This is a genomic window from Cupriavidus mimosae (genome assembly GCF_023952485.1).
GTDB lineage: Bacteria > Pseudomonadota > Gammaproteobacteria > Burkholderiales > Burkholderiaceae > Cupriavidus > Cupriavidus taiwanensis_C.
In genome coordinates this window covers 82,550-99,912 of record NZ_JALHRY010000014.1, presented here as the reverse complement: position 1 = coordinate 99,912, position 17,363 = coordinate 82,550, and the positions used below count along the sequence as shown (strand labels likewise).

Annotated in this window: 12 protein-coding genes; 10 read left to right on the top strand and 2 right to left on the bottom strand. The window is 66.5% G+C overall.

Going from position 1 to position 17,363, the window contains the following annotated elements; genetic code table 11:
- Positions 1-118: 118 nt before the first annotated feature.
- Positions 119-1,705 carry a protein adenylyltransferase SelO gene (locus MKD50_RS23560; protein ID WP_115706906.1) on the bottom strand — a complete coding sequence of 529 codons (1,587 nt, stop codon included), beginning with the start codon at positions 1,703-1,705 and terminating at the stop codon, positions 119-121.
- 439 nt (positions 1,706-2,144) lie between these two features.
- Between MKD50_RS23560 and MKD50_RS23555 the strand changes: the two genes are divergently transcribed.
- The 6 genes from MKD50_RS23555 (at position 2,145) to MKD50_RS23530 (ending at position 9,128) form a co-directional block, all read left to right on the top strand.
- On the top strand, positions 2,145-3,770 hold the full coding sequence (locus MKD50_RS23555) for a 3-(methylthio)propionyl-CoA ligase (RefSeq protein WP_115706834.1): 1,626 nt from the start codon (positions 2,145-2,147) through the stop codon (positions 3,768-3,770).
- A gap of 149 nt (positions 3,771-3,919) precedes the next feature.
- Positions 3,920-5,170, top strand: coding sequence for a branched-chain amino acid ABC transporter substrate-binding protein (locus tag MKD50_RS23550; RefSeq protein WP_240074468.1), 1,251 nt, complete (start codon positions 3,920-3,922; stop codon positions 5,168-5,170).
- 206 nt (positions 5,171-5,376) lie between these two features.
- The gene (locus tag MKD50_RS23545; RefSeq protein WP_062799143.1) at positions 5,377-6,324 is read left to right on the top strand and encodes a branched-chain amino acid ABC transporter permease; all 948 of its coding nucleotides are present in this window, start codon (positions 5,377-5,379) and stop codon (positions 6,322-6,324) included.
- A gap of 4 nt (positions 6,325-6,328) precedes the next feature.
- Positions 6,329-7,642, top strand: a complete 1,314-nt coding sequence (locus MKD50_RS23540; protein ID WP_252668886.1) for a branched-chain amino acid ABC transporter permease — start codon at positions 6,329-6,331, stop codon at positions 7,640-7,642.
- Positions 7,639-8,415, top strand: a complete 777-nt coding sequence (locus tag MKD50_RS23535; RefSeq protein ID WP_025585937.1) for an ABC transporter ATP-binding protein — start codon at positions 7,639-7,641, stop codon at positions 8,413-8,415. The genes MKD50_RS23540 and MKD50_RS23535 overlap by 4 nt, the downstream gene beginning before the upstream one ends.
- Positions 8,415-9,128, top strand: coding sequence for an ABC transporter ATP-binding protein (locus MKD50_RS23530; protein ID WP_252668884.1), 714 nt, complete (start codon positions 8,415-8,417; stop codon positions 9,126-9,128). Before MKD50_RS23535 ends, MKD50_RS23530 begins: the two co-directional genes overlap by 1 nt.
- 116 nt (positions 9,129-9,244) lie before the next feature.
- Here the strand turns inward: MKD50_RS23530 and MKD50_RS23525 are convergent, their stop codons facing one another.
- Positions 9,245-10,783: an amino acid permease gene (locus MKD50_RS23525; RefSeq protein WP_256503857.1), complete on the bottom strand. Its 1,539-nt coding sequence runs from the start codon at positions 10,781-10,783 to the stop codon at positions 9,245-9,247.
- Between the two features lie 482 nt (positions 10,784-11,265).
- Here MKD50_RS23525 and MKD50_RS23520 point away from each other — a divergent pair, with 482 nt between their 5' ends.
- From MKD50_RS23520 to MKD50_RS23505, 4 genes are all read left to right on the top strand, one after another.
- Positions 11,266-13,347, top strand: a complete 2,082-nt coding sequence (locus tag MKD50_RS23520; RefSeq protein WP_115680170.1) for a 3-hydroxyacyl-CoA dehydrogenase NAD-binding domain-containing protein — start codon at positions 11,266-11,268, stop codon at positions 13,345-13,347.
- Between the two features lie 30 nt (positions 13,348-13,377).
- Entirely contained in the window at positions 13,378-14,022 is a 645-nt protein-coding gene (gene pncA / locus MKD50_RS23515) for a bifunctional nicotinamidase/pyrazinamidase (protein ID WP_252668882.1), read from the top strand.
- Between the two features lie 46 nt (positions 14,023-14,068).
- The gene (locus tag MKD50_RS23510; protein WP_115706841.1) at positions 14,069-15,247 is read left to right on the top strand and encodes an acetyl-CoA C-acyltransferase; all 1,179 of its coding nucleotides are present in this window, start codon (positions 14,069-14,071) and stop codon (positions 15,245-15,247) included.
- A 245-nt stretch (positions 15,248-15,492) separates the two neighbouring features.
- A complete protein-coding gene (locus MKD50_RS23505) occupies positions 15,493-17,355 on the top strand; it encodes an acyl-CoA dehydrogenase (RefSeq protein WP_252668880.1) in 1,863 nt (620 codons plus the stop codon).
- Positions 17,356-17,363 lie beyond the last annotated feature (8 nt).

The following is a 17,363-nucleotide window of genomic DNA, read 5'->3' as shown; positions in this document are numbered from 1 at the left end:
AAGGCGTTCAGCGTCCACGCTGGTCCTTGCGGTTTGTCCACGGCATTCGTCGCCGGAATTGCGCGAACCTTACACCGGCTTGCGCCGGCTTGCAGGCGCGCGGTGCCGGTTGTAGTCGTCAGGATGAGCAGCTCACCTCCAGCCCCGCGGCCCAGTCCGGCGGCAGCGTCGCGTAGTGCTCGGCCTCGGGCTGCTCGTCGAACGGGCGCGATAGCACCGCCAGCAGCCGGTCGACCTCGCTGAAGTCCTTGTCGCGTGCACGGCGGATGGCGGTCTCGGCCAGGTGGTTGCGCAGCACGTATTTGGGGTTGACCGCCAGCATTTCCAGTTCGCGGGCGGCATCGTGCGATTGCTCGGCGCGCAGGCGCACGCGGTAGTCGGCCACCCAGGCGTCGAAGGCGGCGCGGTCGAGGAACAGGTCGCGCACCGGCGCGTCGCGCGAGGCATCGGTGGACGAAATGCCGCACAGCTTGCGCCAGAACAGCGTGTAGTCGACGCGCTGGCCGTGCAGCAGCTGGAACAGGCTGGTCAGCAGCGGCTCGTCGGACCTTTCGCTGGCAACCCGGTCGCCGCCTGCGGGTGGACGCAGGCCCAGCTTGGCGCGGTAGTGGCGGAAGAACGCCGCGGCGTAGCGCTCGCGGAACGGGTCCAGCGCGGCGCGCGCGGCTTCGACTGCGGCATCGCGCGCGCTTTCCTGGTCGGCCTGCCCGGGTGGCAGCCACAGCGGCAGCAGCGCCTGCGCCAGGCAGTGCAGGTTCCAGAACGCCACCTGCGGCTGCTGGCTGTAGGCGTAGCGACCCTGGGTGTCGGAGTGGTTGCAGATATGGTTGGCGTCGAACGCATCGAGGAAGCCGAACGGGCCGTAATCGATGGTCAGGCCCAGGATCGACATATTGTCGGTGTTCATGACGCCGTGGCAGAAGCCCACCGCCTGCCAGTGCGCGATCAGGTCGGCGGTGCGCAGCGAGACCTCGCGCAGCAGCGCCTGGTACGGCTGCCCGTCGTCGCGGCAGGCCGGCATGAAGTTGTCGATGACGAAATCCGCCAGCTTGCGCAGCGCGGCCACGTCGTCGTGCGCGGCGAAGTGCTCGAAGTGCCCGAAGCGTATGAAGGTGGGCGACAGCCGGGTCACGACCGCGGCGGTCTCGATGGTCTCGCGCCGCACCGGCGCGTCGGAGCCCATGATCGACAGCGCGCGCGTGGTCGGCACGCCCAGCGCCGCCATTGCCTCCGAGCACAGGTACTCGCGGATCGACGAGCGCAGCACCGCGCGCCCGTCGGCCATGCGCGAATAGGGCGTCAGACCCGCGCCCTTGAGCTGGATCTCCCACGGGCCGGTGTCGGTCTGCGCCTGCGCCAGGCGGATGGCGCGGCCGTCGCCGAGCTGGCCGGCCCAGACCCCGAACTGGTGTCCGGAATAGACCGTCGCCAGCGGATCGGCCCAGTCCGGCACCTGGTTGCCGATAAAGGTGTCGATGAAGTCTTGCCGGCTGCCGATGCCGGCATCCCAGCCCAGCAGCGCCGCGGCCTCCGGCGCCACGCTGACCAGGTACGGCGACGGCAGCGGCGTGGGACGCAGGCGCGTGAAGAACTGCGAGCCCAGCTCGGCAAAGCCGGGCGCGGTGGGGAATGGCAGCGGCAGGGTCGCCGGCGTGGCGGTATCGGCAACGGCTTGCGGAGCGTGCGGCGGGGGCGTGTCTGGCATCGCGTAGGGGCGCTGGGGCGTCAGGTGGCAGTGCGCTTTCGGTGCGCTCGGCGCGGTGCCGCGGCACGCGTCTGAGGCGGTGCGGCGCGGCATGCGGAGGGCACGAAAATGCGATGGTGGCTAGGGAAAACGACATGTTGAGGTGCAACATGCCACGCAGTATTGTACGTCCTCAACGGTACCAGACCGCGGCACCAGACCGCGCCCGGCCTGGACATGCCGCCATGCACCGCAAGGTTATTTCCCGCCTTCACTGAGCCCATGAATCCGGTGCATGGACCCCGCAGAATTGCGGCCCCGACCACAGCAACGCGACGACAGTACGGCAGTGCACGACCGGATCGGCTCCTTGCCGATGCCAAACATGCGAACGACCGTCCAAAAATAGTACGGTTGTTCGTTTTTCGGTGGAACAGAACAGCATTCAGGAGGCAGGTTCATGGCATTGATGGGTCAAATGATGAGCGCACCGCTGCTCATTTCCTCCATCATCAAACACGCCGCGCGTTATTACGGCAGCACCGAGATCGTCTCGCGGCGCACGGAGGGCGACCTGCATCGCTATACGTACCGCGATTGCGAGCTGCGTGCCCGCAAGCTGGCACAGGCGCTCGGCGCGCTCGGCGTGAAGCAGGGCGAGCGTGTCGGCACGCTGGCCTGGAACGGCTACCGCCACCTGGAGATCTACTACGGCGTGTCGGGCATGGGCGCCGTCTGCCATACCGTCAACCCGCGCCTGTTCCCCGAGCAGATTGCCTATATCGTCAACCACGCGGAAGACGGCTATGTCTTCTTCGACCTGACCTTCCTGCCGCTGGTCGAGGGCGTGGCCCCGCATTGCCCCAACGTGCGCGGCTGGGTGGCGATGACCGACCGTGCCCACATGCCGGCCGAGTCAAAGGTGCCGCTGCTGTGCTACGAAGAACTGCTCGACGCGCAGGACGGCAACTACGAATGGCCGCAGTTCGACGAGAACCTCGCGTCGAGCCTGTGCTACACCTCGGGCACCACCGGCAATCCCAAGGGCGCGCTGTATTCGCACCGCTCCACGGTGCTGCACTCCTACGCCTCGGCCATGCCGGATGCGCTGGGCTGCTCGGCCAGCGACGTGATCCTGCCGGTGGTGCCGATGTTCCACGTCAATGCCTGGGGCCTGCCGTACTCGGTGCCGCTGGTCGGCGCGAAGCTGGTGCTGCCGGGGCCCAAGCTGGACGGCGCCTCGCTCTATGAACTGTTCGAGCAGGAAAAGGTGACGTTCTCCGCAGGCGTGCCGACGGTGTGGCTTGGCCTGCTGCAGCACATGCAGGCCAACCAGCTGAAGTTCTCCACCTTCCGCCGCACCGTGATCGGCGGCTCGGCCGCGCCGCCGGCGATGATCCGCGCGCTCGAGGCGCTCGACGTTGAGGTGATCCACGCCTGGGGCATGACCGAGATGTCGCCGCTGGGCACCGCGAGCAAGCTGCTGGCCAAGCACCACGACCTGCCCGACGCCGAGCGCCACAAGATCCAGGAAAAGCAGGGCCGCGTGATCTACGGCGTCGACATGAAGATCATCGACGGCGAGGGCAAGGAACTGCCGTGGGACGGCAAGGCCTTCGGCGACCTGCTGGTGCGCGGGCCGTGGATCATCGACCGCTATTTCCGCAATGACGCCAGCCCGCTGGTCGACGGCTGGTTCCCCACCGGCGACGTTGCCACCATCGATGCCGACGGCTTCATGCAGATCACCGACCGCAGCAAGGACGTGATCAAGTCCGGCGGCGAATGGATTTCGTCGATCGATATCGAGAACGTCGCCGCCGCGCATCCGGCGGTGCACATGGCCGCCTGCATTTCCGCCTACCACCCCAAGTGGGACGAGCGCCCGCTGCTGGTGGTGGTGAAGAAGCCCGGCGCCGAGGTCAGCCGCGAACAACTGCTGCAGTTCTTCGAAGGCAAGGTCGCCAAGTGGTGGATTCCGGACGACGTGGCCTTTGTCACCGAGATTCCGCTGACGGCCACCGGCAAGATGCAGAAGCTGCGGCTGCGCGAGCAGTTCAAGGACTACAAGCTGCCGACTGCCTGAGGCCGGCAGGCCAGCATCGGGTGCGCCAGCCAGCTTGCGGCACGGCGCTGCCGGGGCCGGCCGTGCGGCGCGAACAGGAGGGCGCCACGCGGCCGGCCGCATCGACGACATCGAACCACAAGCCAACGACAAGAGTGAAGGAGACAGGTATGACCAAAATGCGTCCGCTGGTGGCCGGTGTGGCCACGTTTGCCGCACTGGGTTCTGCGCTGGTTTCGGGATCCGCGCTCGCGGATACGGTGAAGATCGCCTTTATCGATCCGCTTTCGGGGCTGATGGCCCCGGTTGGCCAGAACCAGCTCAAGAGCTGGCAGTACGTGGCCGATGTCGCCAACCAGAAGGGCTGGGCCGGTCCGCACAAGTTCGAGGTGGTGGGTTTCGACAACAAGCTGTCCCCGCAGGAAAGCCTGACCATCCTCAAGCAGGCGGTCGACCAGGGCATTCGCTACATCGTGCAGGGCAACGGCTCGTCGGTCGGCCTGGCGCTGCAGGACGCCGTGGCCAAGCACAACGAGCGCAACCCCGGCAAGGAAATCGTCTACCTGAACTACGCCGCGGTCGATCCCGACATGACCAATGCCAAGTGCAACTACTGGCATTTCCGCCTGGACGCCAACTCGGACATGAAGATGGAGGCGCTGACCACCTTCCTGGCCAAGGACCCGAACGTCAAGAAGGTTTACCTGATCAACCAGAACTACTCGTTCGGCCACCAGGTGGCGCGCGCCGCCAAGGACTACCTGAAGCGCAAGCGCCCGGACATCCAGATCGTCGGCGAAGACCTGCATCCGCTGGCGCAGGTCAAGGACTTCGCGCCGTACGCCGCCAAGATCAAGGCCTCCGGCGCCGACACCGTGATCACCGGCAACTGGGGCAGCGACCTCGCGCTGCTGATCAAGGCCGGCAAGGACGCCGGACTTACCACCAACTACTACACCTACTACGCCGGCACTACCGGCGTGCCGACGGCGATGGGTGCGGCCGGCGCCGAGCACGTCAAGTACGTGGGTTACTACAACCCCAACAACAAGGGCTTCCGCGGCGCCGACATCATCGAGGGCTACAAGAAGAAGTACAACGACGACTTCTACGTGATGGCCTCGTACACCGGCATTGCCATGCTGAGCAAGGCCATGAAGGACGCCAACTCGACCGACCCGGTCAAGGTGGCCAAGGCGCTGGAAGGCATCAAGGTCGACAGCATGAACGGCACGGTCGAGATGCGCAACACCGACCACCAGGCGCAGCAGCCGCTGGTGGTGGCCACCTGGACCAAGGTCGACGGCAAGGAAATCAAGTACGACCAGGAAAACACTGGCTACGGCTGGAAGACCAACGCGCTGATGGACCAGTACGTGTCGGCCCAGCCGACCTCCTGCCAGATGAAGCGGCCGGGCTGATCCTGGCGGCGCGCGGCCACGCTGACAAAGTGGCCGCGCGGCCTGCATACTTCCGGTCTTTCCGGCCGACATTCCGGTCTTTTTCCAGACCATAACGGGGAGTGTCCGGGGGCGATGTCCGCCCCCGGCGGTGGCGCTCACCCTCGATCGACCCGGACGGTTGCCGGCATGCCCCCGCATGGCGGCACCAGCTTGAAGGACACGCTGTGGAATTCTTCGTCATCTCACTGCTGAACGGCATCAGCTACGGGCTGCTGCTGTTCATGCTGTCATCGGGCCTTACGCTGATCTTCAGCATGATGGGCGTGCTCAACTTTGCCCATGCCAGCTTCTACATGCTGGGCGCCTACTTTGCCTACACCATCGCCAGCAAGATCGGCTTCTGGCCGGCGCTGATCTTCGCGCCGCTGCTGGTGGCGGGCGCGGGCGCGCTGGTGGAGCGCTTCGGCTTGCGCACGGTGCACAAGTACGGCCATGTGGCCGAGCTGCTGTTCACCTTCGGCCTGGCCTACCTGATCGAGGAGGGCGTCAAGCTGGTGTGGGGCCTGGCGGCGGTGCCGTACCGGATTCCGGCCGAGCTCGACGGGCCGCTGTTCACGGTGTTCACCTCGTCGTTCCCCAAGTACCGCGCCTTCATGATGCTGGTGTCGCTGGGCATGCTGGTGGCGATCTACCTGGTGCTGACGCGCACCCGTATCGGGCTGGTGATCCAGGCCGCGCTGACCCACCCGGAGATGGTCGAGGCGCTGGGCCACAACGTGCCGCGCGTATTCATGATGGTGTTCGGCGGCGGCGCCGCGCTGGCGGGGCTGGCCGGGGTGATCGGCGGCAATGCCTTCGTCACCGAGCCGTCGATGGCCGCCGCGGTGGGGTCGATCGTGTTCGTGGTGGCGGTGGTGGGCGGCATGGGGTCGCTGGTGGGCGCGTTCATCGCGTCGATCCTGATCGGCGTGCTGCAGACCTTCGCGGTCACCATCGACGCCTCGCTGGCGGGCCTGATGACCAGCCTGGGACTGGCGGTCAGCGAGGCCACGCCGTTCTATTCGCTGTGGAAGCTGACGGTGGCCCAGGTGGCGCCGGTGCTGCCGTACCTGCTGCTGGTGGTGATGCTGATCTTCCGCCCGCGTGGACTGATGGGAACCCGGGAGAGCTGACGCCATGGAGCAAGCGATGCAACAACCCCGCGAGCCGGTGGCAACCGGCCGCACCCTGCGCTACCGCCCGCTGAACCTGGCGCGCTGGATCATCTGGAGCCTGACCGTGCTGGTCATGCTGGTGCTGCCGCTGTTCTTCACCGGGGGCTTCGCCATCACGCTGATGTCGCAGATGGGCATCATGATCATCTTCGCGCTGTCGTACAACATGCTGCTGGGGCAGACCGGCATGCTCTCGTTCGGCCATGCGGTGTATTCCGGGCTGGGCGCCTTTATCGCCGTGCACGTGCTGAACATGGTCGGCGCCGGCAAGGTGTGGCTGCCGGTGTCGATGCTGCCGCTGGTGGGCGGGCTGGCCGGCGCGTTCTTCGGCGTCATCTTCGGCTACGTCACCACCAAGAAGGCCGGCACCACCTTCGCCATGATCACCATGGGCATCGGCGAGATGGTCTTTGCCAGCTCGCTGATGTTCCCGGAGTTCTTCGGCGGCGAGGGCGGCATCTCCACCAACCGCGTGGTCGGCGACCCGTTCCTGGGCATCAGCTTCGGGCCCGGGCGCCAGGTCTACTACCTGATCGCGGCATGGTGCCTGGTGTCGATGGTGGCGATGTACGCCTGGACCCAGACCCCGCTGGGCCGCATTGCCAACGCGGTGCGCGACAACCCCGAGCGGGTCGAGTTCATCGGCTACAACACCCAGCGCGTGCGCTACCTGGTGCTGATCCTGTCGGCGTTCTTTGCCGGCATCTCCGGCGCGCTGGCGGCGATCAACTTCGAGATCGTCTCGGCCGAGAACGTCAGCGCGGTGCGTTCGGGCGGCGTGCTGCTGGCGGTGTTCATCGGCGGCGCCGGGGTGTTCTTCGGGCCGGTCATCGGCGCGGTGGTGTTCGTGCTGTTCGCGGTGGCGCTGTCGGACCTGACCAAGGCCTGGCTGCTCTACCTGGGCCTGTTCTTCGTGCTGATGGTGATGTTCGTGCCGGGCGGCCTGGCGAGCCTGCTGCTGATGCAACTGCCGCTGGCGGCGAAGGGCAAGCTGCGTCGCATGCTGCCTTCCTATGCCAAGGCCGGCGCGGCCGGCGTGGTCCTGCTGGTGGCCATGATCCTGACCGTCGAGCTGGTCTACAAGGTCCAGGTCGACAGCGCCAACGGCACCGCCATGAAGCTGTTCGGCATCGGCTTCGATGCCGCGACCTGGGCGCCGTGGCTGGCGGCGGCGGTGCTGTGGGCGGTGGGGCTGGCCGCGTGGCGGCTGGCGGTGCGCGCATCGCGCGCGCAATGGGACAAGGTGCAGGCAGAAATCGCAGGAGGCAGGGCATGAGCGCGGCGGCACTGGAACTGACCGATGTACGCAAGAAGTTCGGCCAGACGGAGATCATCCGCGGCGTGAACCTGAGCATCCCGAAGGGCGAGCGCCATGCGCTGATCGGCCCGAACGGGGCCGGCAAGTCGACCACCTTCAACCTGATCTCGGGCCGCTTCGCGCCGAGCAGCGGCACGGTGCGCCTGAACGGCGCCGAGATCGGCGGCCTGCAGCCCTTTGTCATCAACCGCATGGGGCTGTCGCGCAGCTTCCAGATCACTAATATCTTCCACCGGCTGTCGGTGTTCGAGAACCTGCGCTGCGCGGTGCTGTGGTCGCTCGGCTACAAGTATTCGTTCTGGCACCGGCTCACCGGGCTGCGCGACGCGCGCGAGCGCGCCGACGACGTGCTCGAGCTGATCGGCATGCAGCATCGCCGCGATACCCAGGCCGGCCTGCTGACCTATGCCGAACAGCGCGCGCTGGAGATCGGCATCACCATCGCCGGCGGCGCCGAGGTGATCCTGCTGGACGAGCCCACCGCGGGCATGAGCCGCTCCGAATCGGACCACGCGGTCGAGCTGATCCGCAAGGTCACGGTGGGCAAGACGCTGGTGATGGTGGAGCACGACATGAGCGTGGTGTTCGGGCTGGCCGACCGCATCTCGGTGCTGGTCTACGGCGAAGTCATCGCCACCGATACCCCGCAGGCGATCCGCAACAACCGCAAGGTCAAGGAAGCCTACCTGGGCACCACGCTCGACGAGGCCACCACCGAAGGAGCGCATTGATGGGCAAGCGCATGCTAAAAGTCACGGGCCTGCACGCCTATTACGGCAAGAGCCATATCCTGCACGGCGTCGACGCGCATATCGACGAGGGCGAGATCGTGGCGCTGCTCGGGCGCAACGGGGTGGGGCGCTCGACCATGGCCAAGGCCATCCTGGGCATGGTCAAGGCGGAGGGGTCGGTGAAGTTCCGGGGGGAAGAGATCCTCGGGCGGCGCACCTTCGAGATCGCGCATCTTGGCATCGGCTACGTGCCGGAAAACCGGGATATTTTCCCGACGCTGACGGTGCGCCAGAATCTGCTGCTTGGCGAAAAGCGCAACCCGCGACAGGCCAGGCCGCGCTGGAGCGTCGAGGACATGTTCAACATGTTCCCGCGCCTGAAGGAGCGCGAGAATACCTCGGCCGGCGTGCTATCCGGCGGCGAGCAGCAGATGCTGACGCTGTGCCGCACGTTGATGGGGGATCCCGACCTGATCCTGATCGATGAGCCAACCGAAGGGCTGGCGCCGATGATCGTGGCGCTGGTGGGGGATTACCTGAAGACCTTGAAGGAACGCGGCGTCTCGGTGCTGCTGATCGAGCAGAAGCTGGCGATTGCGCTCGATATCTCGCAGCGGGTCTATGTCATGGGCCACGGGCATATCGTGTTCGAGGGAACCCCCGGCGAACTGAAGGCGAACGGGCAGATCAGGAAGGAGTGGCTGGAGGTATAGCCCCAGCCTTCGATTCCCGCCTGTCTTCGCCCCTCTCCCGCTCGCGGGAGAGGGGCGGGGGAGAGGGCCGGCGCCTCAACGAAGTGCCATGCGTCGCTGTGCCCGGCCCCGGCTTCTTACGCGGCCTCTCGCTCGTCCTCCGCCTTCCGCTCCGCAAACGCAAACGGCATATCCTCATAGGCAATCAACCGCGATCCGGTGACCAGCCGATATCCCAGCCACAGCACCAGGAACACGGGCACGCCAATATAGGTGGCGACAATCTCCGGCCACCGGTTCGGGATGTCGGCGAAGGCCTGGTAATTCTGCCCGCCGATGATGACCAGACACAGCACAGCGGAAAAGACCGGCCCGAACGGATACAGCGGCGAGCGGTAAGCGAGCTTGCCGAGGTCATGCCCCTGCCGGGCCATGCCGCGGCGGAAGCGATAGTGGCTGACGGCGATGCCGAGCCAGGCGATGAAGCCGGTCATGGCCGAGGTGTTGAGCAGCCACAGGTAGGCGGTCTTGTTGCCGAGCAGCGAACTGAGGAAGCACAGCGCGCCGATGCCGGTGGTCGCCAGCAGCGCGTAGAACGGCACGCCGTTCCGCGTCAGCCGGGCGAACACCCGCGGCGCGCGGCGGCTGACGGCGAGGCCGTACAGGATCCGCGTCGACACGTACATGCTGGAGGTGCCCGCCGACAGCAGTGCGGTCAGCACCACCGCGTTCATCAGCCCGGCGGCGAAGGCCAGCCCGGCGTGGCGGAACACCAGCGCGAACGGGCTCACGCCCACATCGGTCACGTCGTTGCGCAACAGGTTGGGGTCGGTATAGGGGATCAGCACGCCGATGACCAGGATCGCCAGCACGTAGAACAGCAGGATGCGCCAGAAGGTCTGGCGGATCGCGCGCGGAATGGTGATGGCGGGGCGTTCGGCCTCGCCGGCGGCGACGCCGACGGTTTCCGTGCCAAGAAAGGAGAAGCCGGCGATCATGGCCACGCCGAACATGGCCGGGATGCCGCCGACGAAAGGCGCGTCGCCGATGGTGAAATTGCGCCAGCCGGACTGCGGGCCGCCCTGCATGATGCCGAAGATCATCAGCAGGCCCACACCCAGGAACACCACTACGGTCACCACCTTGACCAGCGCGAACCAGTATTCGGCCTCGCCGAAGCCGCGCACGGAGAACGCGTTGAGCCCGAACATCAGCAGCAGGAAGCCGGCGCTCCAGAGCACCCCGGGCATGTCGGGAAACCAGTACTGCATCACCAGCTGCGCCGCGGTCAGCTCCACGGCGATGGTCACCGCCAGGCTGAACCAGTAATTCCAGCCCAGCGCGAAGCCGAAGCCTTCGTCGACATAGAGCGCGCTGTAGGTGACAAAGGAACCGGCCACCGGCATGTGCACCGCCAGCTCGCCGAGGCTGGTCATCAGGCAATAGACCATCAGGCCGATCAGCATATACATCAGCAGCGCTCCGCCGGGGCCGGCCTGCGCGATCGACGCGCCCGAGGCCACGAACAGGCCGGTGCCGACCGCGCCGCCGACGGCGATCATGGTCAGGTGGCGGGCCTTGAGCTTGCGCTGGAGGTCGTCGTGCTCGACGACCGGGTGCTGGTGTCCATGCGGCGCCAAAGCGGGCCGGGACGAGGAATCGGTGGGGGAAGACATCAGGGTCGCTGGACCTTCAGCCGCCCGGCGTCTCGTGAAGGCCGGGGGGCAAAAAACGAAAAGCCGCGAGTCTACCGCGTCTGCCCCGGCGATTTTCCCGTATCGGTCAAATAAAGTCCGATACTGGTCTGGAGGCGGCGCGCGCGGATGCTGGCAAGTGTCTTAACCGGCATCGAGGGCATCGCCTCGCGGGGGTTAAGCGTTGGCTCCATGCAGGCGGATCAGGGGCGGCATTCGCATTGCGCATGGCCCCGAAAATGTTCGGAAATTAAAATTGAACGACCGTGCTATTTTGTGTATGCTTGTTTCGCCCAAGCGCCGGAAGGCGTTGTGGGGCGCGGGAAAGCGGCGGATCGGGTCAAGGGTTAACCCGCTCGTGACGGCCGCGAGGCGCCGGCACCAGCCGGCTCGCCCCGCGCTGCAGAGAACATTCATTCGAGAATTCGAATCCCGAGACAACTTCTGACACCAAAGGAACCAGCATGACAGCGCAGTATCAGGTTCAGGACGGCGTAGCCGTCATCACGCTCGACAATCCCCCTGTCAACGGCCTGGGTCACAGCACCCGGCTTGGCATCGTCGAAGGCATGACCCGTGCGCTGGACGATGCCGCCGTCAAGGCGATCGTCATCACCGGCGCTGGCAAGGCTTTCTCGGGCGGCGCCGACATCCGCGAATTCAATACGCCCAAGGCGATGCAGGAGCCGACGCTGCACTCGGTGATCCGCGTGCTGGAAGCCTCGTCCAAGCCGGTGGTGGCCGCCGTGCACTCGGTTGCCATGGGTGGCGGCCTGGAACTGGCGCTGGGCTGCAACTACCGCGTGGCGTCCAAGGGCGCGCAGATCGCGCTGCCGGAAGTCAAGCTGGGCCTGCTGCCGGGCGCCGGCGGCACGCAGCGCCTGCCGCGCGTGATCGGCCTGGAGGCCGCCGCCAACATGATCGTGTCGGGCACCGCGGTGCCGTCCGAGAAGTTCGCCGGCACCAAGCTGTTCGATGAGATCGTCGACGGTGACGTGCTGCCCGCGGCGGTCAAGTTCGCGCAGAACGTCGGCGCGGCCAGCGGCCCGCACCCGAAGGTGCGCGACCTGAAGGTACGCCACGAGAATGCCGAAGGCTACCTGGGCTTTGCCCGCAACACCGTGGCCGCGATGGCCAAGAATTTCCCGGCGCCGCTGAAGTGCCTGGAAGCCGTGGCCGGCTCGCTCAAGCCGTTCGAGCAGGGCCTGAAGCAGGAGCGCGAGGGCTTCCTGTTCCTGGTGACCACGCCGGAATCGCGCGCGCTGCGCCATGCCTTCTTCGGCGAGCGTGCCGCCAGCAAGATCCCCGACGTGCCCGAAGGCACCCCCGTGCGCAAGATCGAGAAGGTTGCCGTGATCGGCGCCGGCACCATGGGTGGCGGCATCAGCATGAACTTCCTCAACGCGGGCATCCCGGTCACGATCCTGGAAACCAAGCAGGAAGCGCTCGACCGCGGCGTCGGCATCATTCGCAAGAACTACGAAAACAGCGCCAAGAAGGGCAAGCTGACGCAGGAGAAGGTCGAGCAGCGAATGGGCCTGCTGAGCACCACGCTGTCGTATGACGACATCAAGGACGCCGACATGGTCATCGAGGCCGTGTTCGAAGAGATGGGCGTCAAGGAAATCGTGTTCAAGAAGCTGGACGAAGTGATGAAGCCCGGCGCGATCCTGGCATCCAACACTTCCACGCTGGACGTGAACAAGATCGCCTCGTTCACCAAGCGTCCGCAGGACGTGGTCGGCATGCACTTCTTCAGCCCGGCCAACGTGATGAAGCTGCTGGAAGTGGTGCGCGGCGACCAGACCGGCAAGGACGTGCTGGCCACGGTGATGCAGGTGGCCAAGAAGATCAAGAAGACCGCGGTGGTGTCGGGCGTTTGCGACGGCTTTATCGGCAACCGCATGATCGAGCAGTACAGCCGCCAGGCCGGCTACCTGCTGGACGAGGGCGCGCTGCCCGAGCAGGTCGACAAGGCCATCGAGAAGTTCGGCTTTGCCATGGGCCCGTTCCGCATGGGCGACCTGGCCGGCAACGACATCGGCTGGGCCATCCGCAAGCGCCGCGCCGTGGACAAGCCGGACATCCAGTATTCGAAGACCGCCGACCTGCTGTGCGAGATGGGCCGCTTTGGCCAGAAGACCGGCGCGGGCTGGTACGACTACAAGGCGGGCGACCGCAAGCCGTACCCGAACCAGCAGGTCAACGACATGATCGTGCAGCACTCCAAGGACCTCGGCATCACGCGTCGCAAGATCTCGGACGAAGAGATCGTCGAGCGCCTGGTGTTCGCGCTGGTCAACGAAGGCGCCAAGATCCTGGAAGAGGGCATTGCTTCCAAGGCCTCGGATATCGACATGGTGTACCTGACCGGCTACGGCTTCCCGCTGTTCCGCGGCGGCCCGATGCTGTACGCGGACCAGGTCGGCCTGTACAACGTGGCGCTGGCCATGAAGCGCTACGCCAAGGGCTACCACGGCGAAGCCTGGCAGGTCGCGCCGCTGCTGCAGAAGCTGGCGGACGAAGGCAAGGGCTTCAACGGCTAAGACGTCATCACGGTTCTCCCTGGCCCTGACATGGACACCACCCTCCGACCTGACGATTGCCTGCTGGTGATCGACGTGCAGAACGACTTCATGCCTGGCGGCGCGCTTGCCGTGCCCAGCGGCGACGAGGTGGTGCCCGTCATCAACCGGCTGGCGCGCGCGTTCGGGCACGTGGTGCTGACGCAGGACTGGCATCCGGCCGCGCACGTCTCGTTCGCGGCCAACCATGCCGGTGCGCAGCCGTTCCAGACGCTGGCGCTGTCGTATGGCGAGCAGGTGCTGTGGCCGGTGCACTGCGTGCAGGACACGCCCGGCGCCGCGCTGCATGCGGGCCTGCGGGTGCCGCACGCGCGGCTGGTGATCCGCAAGGGCCACCATGCCGGCGTGGACAGCTACTCCGCTTTCCTTGAGGCGGACCGCACCACGCGCACCGGGCTGGCCGGCTACCTGCGCGAGCACGGCGTCAGGCGCGTGTTTTGCGCCGGGCTGGCGACGGACTACTGCGTGGCCTGGAGCGCGCTCGATGCGCGCGCCGCGGGCTTCGAGGCCGCGGTGATCGAGGATGCGTGCCGTGCCATCGACCTGCAGGGGTCGTTGGCCAAGGCATGGCAGGACCTCGGCGCCGCCGGCGTCGCGCGCGTGATGTCCGCGGATGTGCTCAAGGACCAGGGCTGAACCCAACCACCGAACTGAACGACACAAGATTCCGAGGAGCAACACAATGAACGAAGCAGTCATCGTATCCACCGCACGGACCGGCCTGGCCAAGAGCTGGAAGGGCGCCTTCAACATGACCCACGGCGCCACGCTGGGTGGCCACGCGGTCCAGCACGCCATCGCGCGCGCCAGGATCGAGGCCGCCGAGGTCGAAGACGTGCTGATGGGCTGCGCCAATCCGGAAGGCGCCACCGGCGCCAATATCGCGCGCCAGATCGCGCTGCGCGCCGGCTGCCCGGTCACCGTGCCCGGCGCCACCGTCAACCGCTTCTGCTCGTCGGGCCTGCAGACCATCGCCATGGCCGCGCAGCGCGTGATCGCCGACGAGGGCGACATCTTCGTGGCCGGCGGCGTGGAGTCCATCTCGTGCGTGCAGCAGGAGATGAACCGCCATATGGTCCAGGAAAGCTGGCTGACCAAGAACAAGCCGGAAATCTACTGGAACATGCTGCAGACCGCCGAGAACGTGGCCAAGCGCTACAGCATCTCGAAGGAGCGCCAGGACGAGTACGGCGTGCGCAGCCAGCAACGCGCCGCCGCCGCGCAGGAAGCCGGCAAGTTCAAGGACGAGATCGTGCCGATGACGGTGCTTGCCGGCGTTGCCGACAAGTCCACCGGCCAGCTGGTGACGAAGGAAGTCACCATCGACCGCGACGAAGGCATCCGCGCCGACACCACGCTGGAAGGCGTTTCCAAGATCCGCAGCGCCGTGCCGGGTGGTGTGATCACCGCCGGCAACGCCTCGCAGTTCTCGGACGGCGCCTCGGCGGCCGTGGTGATGAACGCGCGTGTGGCGGCGGCCAAGGGCCTGCAGCCGCTGGGCGTGTTCCGCGGCTTTGCCGTGGCGGGTTGCGAGCCGGACGAGATGGGCATCGGCCCTGTCTTCGCGGTGCCCAAGCTGCTGAAGAAGGCCGGACTGAAGGTCGACGACATCGGCCTGTGGGAACTGAACGAAGCCTTCGCGGTGCAGGTGCTGTACTGCGCCGACACGCTGGGCATCCCGATGGACCGCCTCAACGTCAACGGTGGCGCCATCGCGGTGGGGCATCCGTATGGCGTGTCGGGCGCGCGCCTGGTTGGCCATGCGCTGATCGAGGGCAAGCGCCGGGGCGTGAAGTATGTGGTGGTGACGATGTGCATCGGCGGCGGCCAGGGCGCTGCTGGTCTGTTCGAAGTTCTGTAACTGGCGACAAAACCGGCACGCTGCCGGTTTGCTCCCCTCTCCCGCTTGCGGGAGAGGGGCAGGGGGTGAGGGCAGGCGGTGGCATACCGCCGGCCTGTACTTCGTCGTACCGTCCGGCCCTCACCCCAACCCTCTCCCGCAAGCGGGAGAGGGGGCACCCATGCGGTGCGATTCAATGCGGGGCGGTTCGTACAAGAAGGTCAAGAATTCACGGCGCCCCACGCAGTGCGCCTCCTGGAGACACCATGTCGATGATCCTTTCCCGCCGCGACCTGAACTTCATCCTGTACGAATGGCTCAAGGTCGACGAGCTGACCCGCATCCCGCGCTACGCCGACCACTCGCGCGAGACCTTCGATGCCGCGCTGGATACCTGCGAGAAGATCGCCACCGACCTGTTCGCGCCGCACAACAAGAAGAACGACCAGCACGAACCCGAATTCGACGGCGAGACCGTCAGCATCATCCCCGAGGTCAGCGTCGCGCTGAAGGCCTTCTGCGAGGCCGGGCTGATGGCCGCCGGGCAGGACTACGAGCTGGGCGGCATGCAGCTGCCGGTGGTGGTGGAGAAGGCCGGTTTCGCCTACTTCAAGGGTGCCAACGTCGGTACCAGCTCCTACCCCTTCCTGACCATCGGCAACGCCAACCTGCTGCTGACGCACGGCACGCCGGCGCAGGTCGAGACCTTCGTCAAGCCGGAAATGGAAGGGCGCTTCTTCGGCACCATGTGCCTGTCGGAGCCGCAGGCCGGCTCGTCGCTGTCGGATATCACGACGCGCGCCGAGTACGAAGGCGAATCGCCGCTGGGCGCGCAATACCGGCTGCGCGGCAACAAGATGTGGATTTCCGCGGGCGAGCACGAGCTGTCGGACAACATCGTCCACCTGGTGCTGGCCAAGATCCCCGGCCCGGACGGCAAGCTGATCCCGGGCGTGAAGGGCATCTCGCTGTTCATCGTGCCCAAGTACCTAGTCAATGAGGACGGCTCGCTGGGCGAGCACAACGACGTGGTGCTGGCCGGCCTGAACCACAAGATGGGCTACCGCGGCACCACCAACTGCCTGCTGAATTTCGGCGAGGGCATGAAGTACAAGCCAGGCGGCAAGGTCGGCGCCATCGGCTACCTGGTGGGCGAGCCGCACCAGGGCCTGGCCTGCATGTTCCACATGATGAACGAGGCGCGCATCGGCGTGGGCCTGGGCGCGGTGATGCTCGGCTACACGGGCTATCTGCATGCGCTGGACTACGCGCGCAACCGTCCGCAAGGCCGCCCGGTCGGCCCCGGCGGCAAGGATGCCGCCAGCCCGCAGGTAAAGCTGGTCGAGCACGCCGATATCCGCCGCATGCTGCTGGCGCAGAAGAGCTATGTCGAGGGCGGCCTGGCGCTGAACCTGTATTGCGCGCGGCTGGTGGACGAGGAAGAAGCCGCTGCTGCCGCGGGCGACCAGGAAGCGCATGCGCGCCTGGCGCTGCTGCTCGACATCCTGACCCCGATCGCCAAGAGCTGGCCGTCGCAATGGTGCCTGGAGGCCAACAACCTCGCGATCCAGGTGCATGGCGGCTATGGCTATACCCGCGAATACAACGTCGAGCAGTTCTACCGCGACAACCGCCTGAACCCGATCCACGAAGGTACGCACGGCATCCAGGGGCTGGACCTGCTGGGCCGCAAGGTGGTGATGAAGGATGGCGCCGCGTTCAGACTGCTGGGCGAGCGCGTGCAGGCCACCATCGGCCGCGCGCTGGCCGCGGACGATGCCGGACTGGCGCAGCAGGCGCGCGCGCTCGGCTCCTCGACCAAGCGCCTGGCCGAGGTGACCCAGACGCTGTGGAGCGCCGGCGATGCCAACGTGACGCTGGCCAACGCCTCGGTCTACCTCGAAGCCTTCGGCCACGTCGTGGTCGCCTGGATCTGGCTGGAGCAGGCACTGCTGGCGCAGGCCGCGCTGGCGCAGGCGAGCGGCCAGGAAGACCAGGACTTCTATCGCGGCAAGCTGGCCGCGGCGGCGTACTTCTTCCGCTTCGAGCTGCCCAGGGTCGGCCCTCAGTTCGACCTGCTGGCATCGCTCGACCGCACCACGCTGGACATGCAGGACGCGTGGTTCTGAGCGCGCGC

Bases quoted from the DNA above. Each gene is read 5' to 3' on its own strand.
- MKD50_RS23530 (WP_252668884.1), top strand. From the start codon at position 8,415: ATGGGCAAGCGCATGCTAAAAGTCACGGGCCTGCACGCCTATTACGGC.
- MKD50_RS23505 (WP_252668880.1), top strand. From the start codon at position 15,493: ATGTCGATGATCCTTTCCCGCCGCGACCTGAACTTCATCCTGTACGAA.
- pncA (WP_252668882.1), top strand. From the start codon at position 13,378: ATGGACACCACCCTCCGACCTGACGATTGCCTGCTGGTGATCGACGTG.
- MKD50_RS23535 (WP_025585937.1), top strand. From the start codon at position 7,639: ATGAGCGCGGCGGCACTGGAACTGACCGATGTACGCAAGAAGTTCGGC.
- MKD50_RS23525 (WP_256503857.1), bottom strand. From the start codon at position 10,783: ATGTCTTCCCCCACCGATTCCTCGTCCCGGCCCGCTTTGGCGCCGCAT.
- MKD50_RS23550 (WP_240074468.1), top strand. From the start codon at position 3,920: ATGACCAAAATGCGTCCGCTGGTGGCCGGTGTGGCCACGTTTGCCGCA.
- MKD50_RS23560 (WP_115706906.1), bottom strand. From the start codon at position 1,705: ATGCCAGACACGCCCCCGCCGCACGCTCCGCAAGCCGTTGCCGATACC.
- MKD50_RS23540 (WP_252668886.1), top strand. From the start codon at position 6,329: ATGGAGCAAGCGATGCAACAACCCCGCGAGCCGGTGGCAACCGGCCGC.
- MKD50_RS23520 (WP_115680170.1), top strand. From the start codon at position 11,266: ATGACAGCGCAGTATCAGGTTCAGGACGGCGTAGCCGTCATCACGCTC.
- MKD50_RS23555 (WP_115706834.1), top strand. From the start codon at position 2,145: ATGGCATTGATGGGTCAAATGATGAGCGCACCGCTGCTCATTTCCTCC.
- MKD50_RS23510 (WP_115706841.1), top strand. From the start codon at position 14,069: ATGAACGAAGCAGTCATCGTATCCACCGCACGGACCGGCCTGGCCAAG.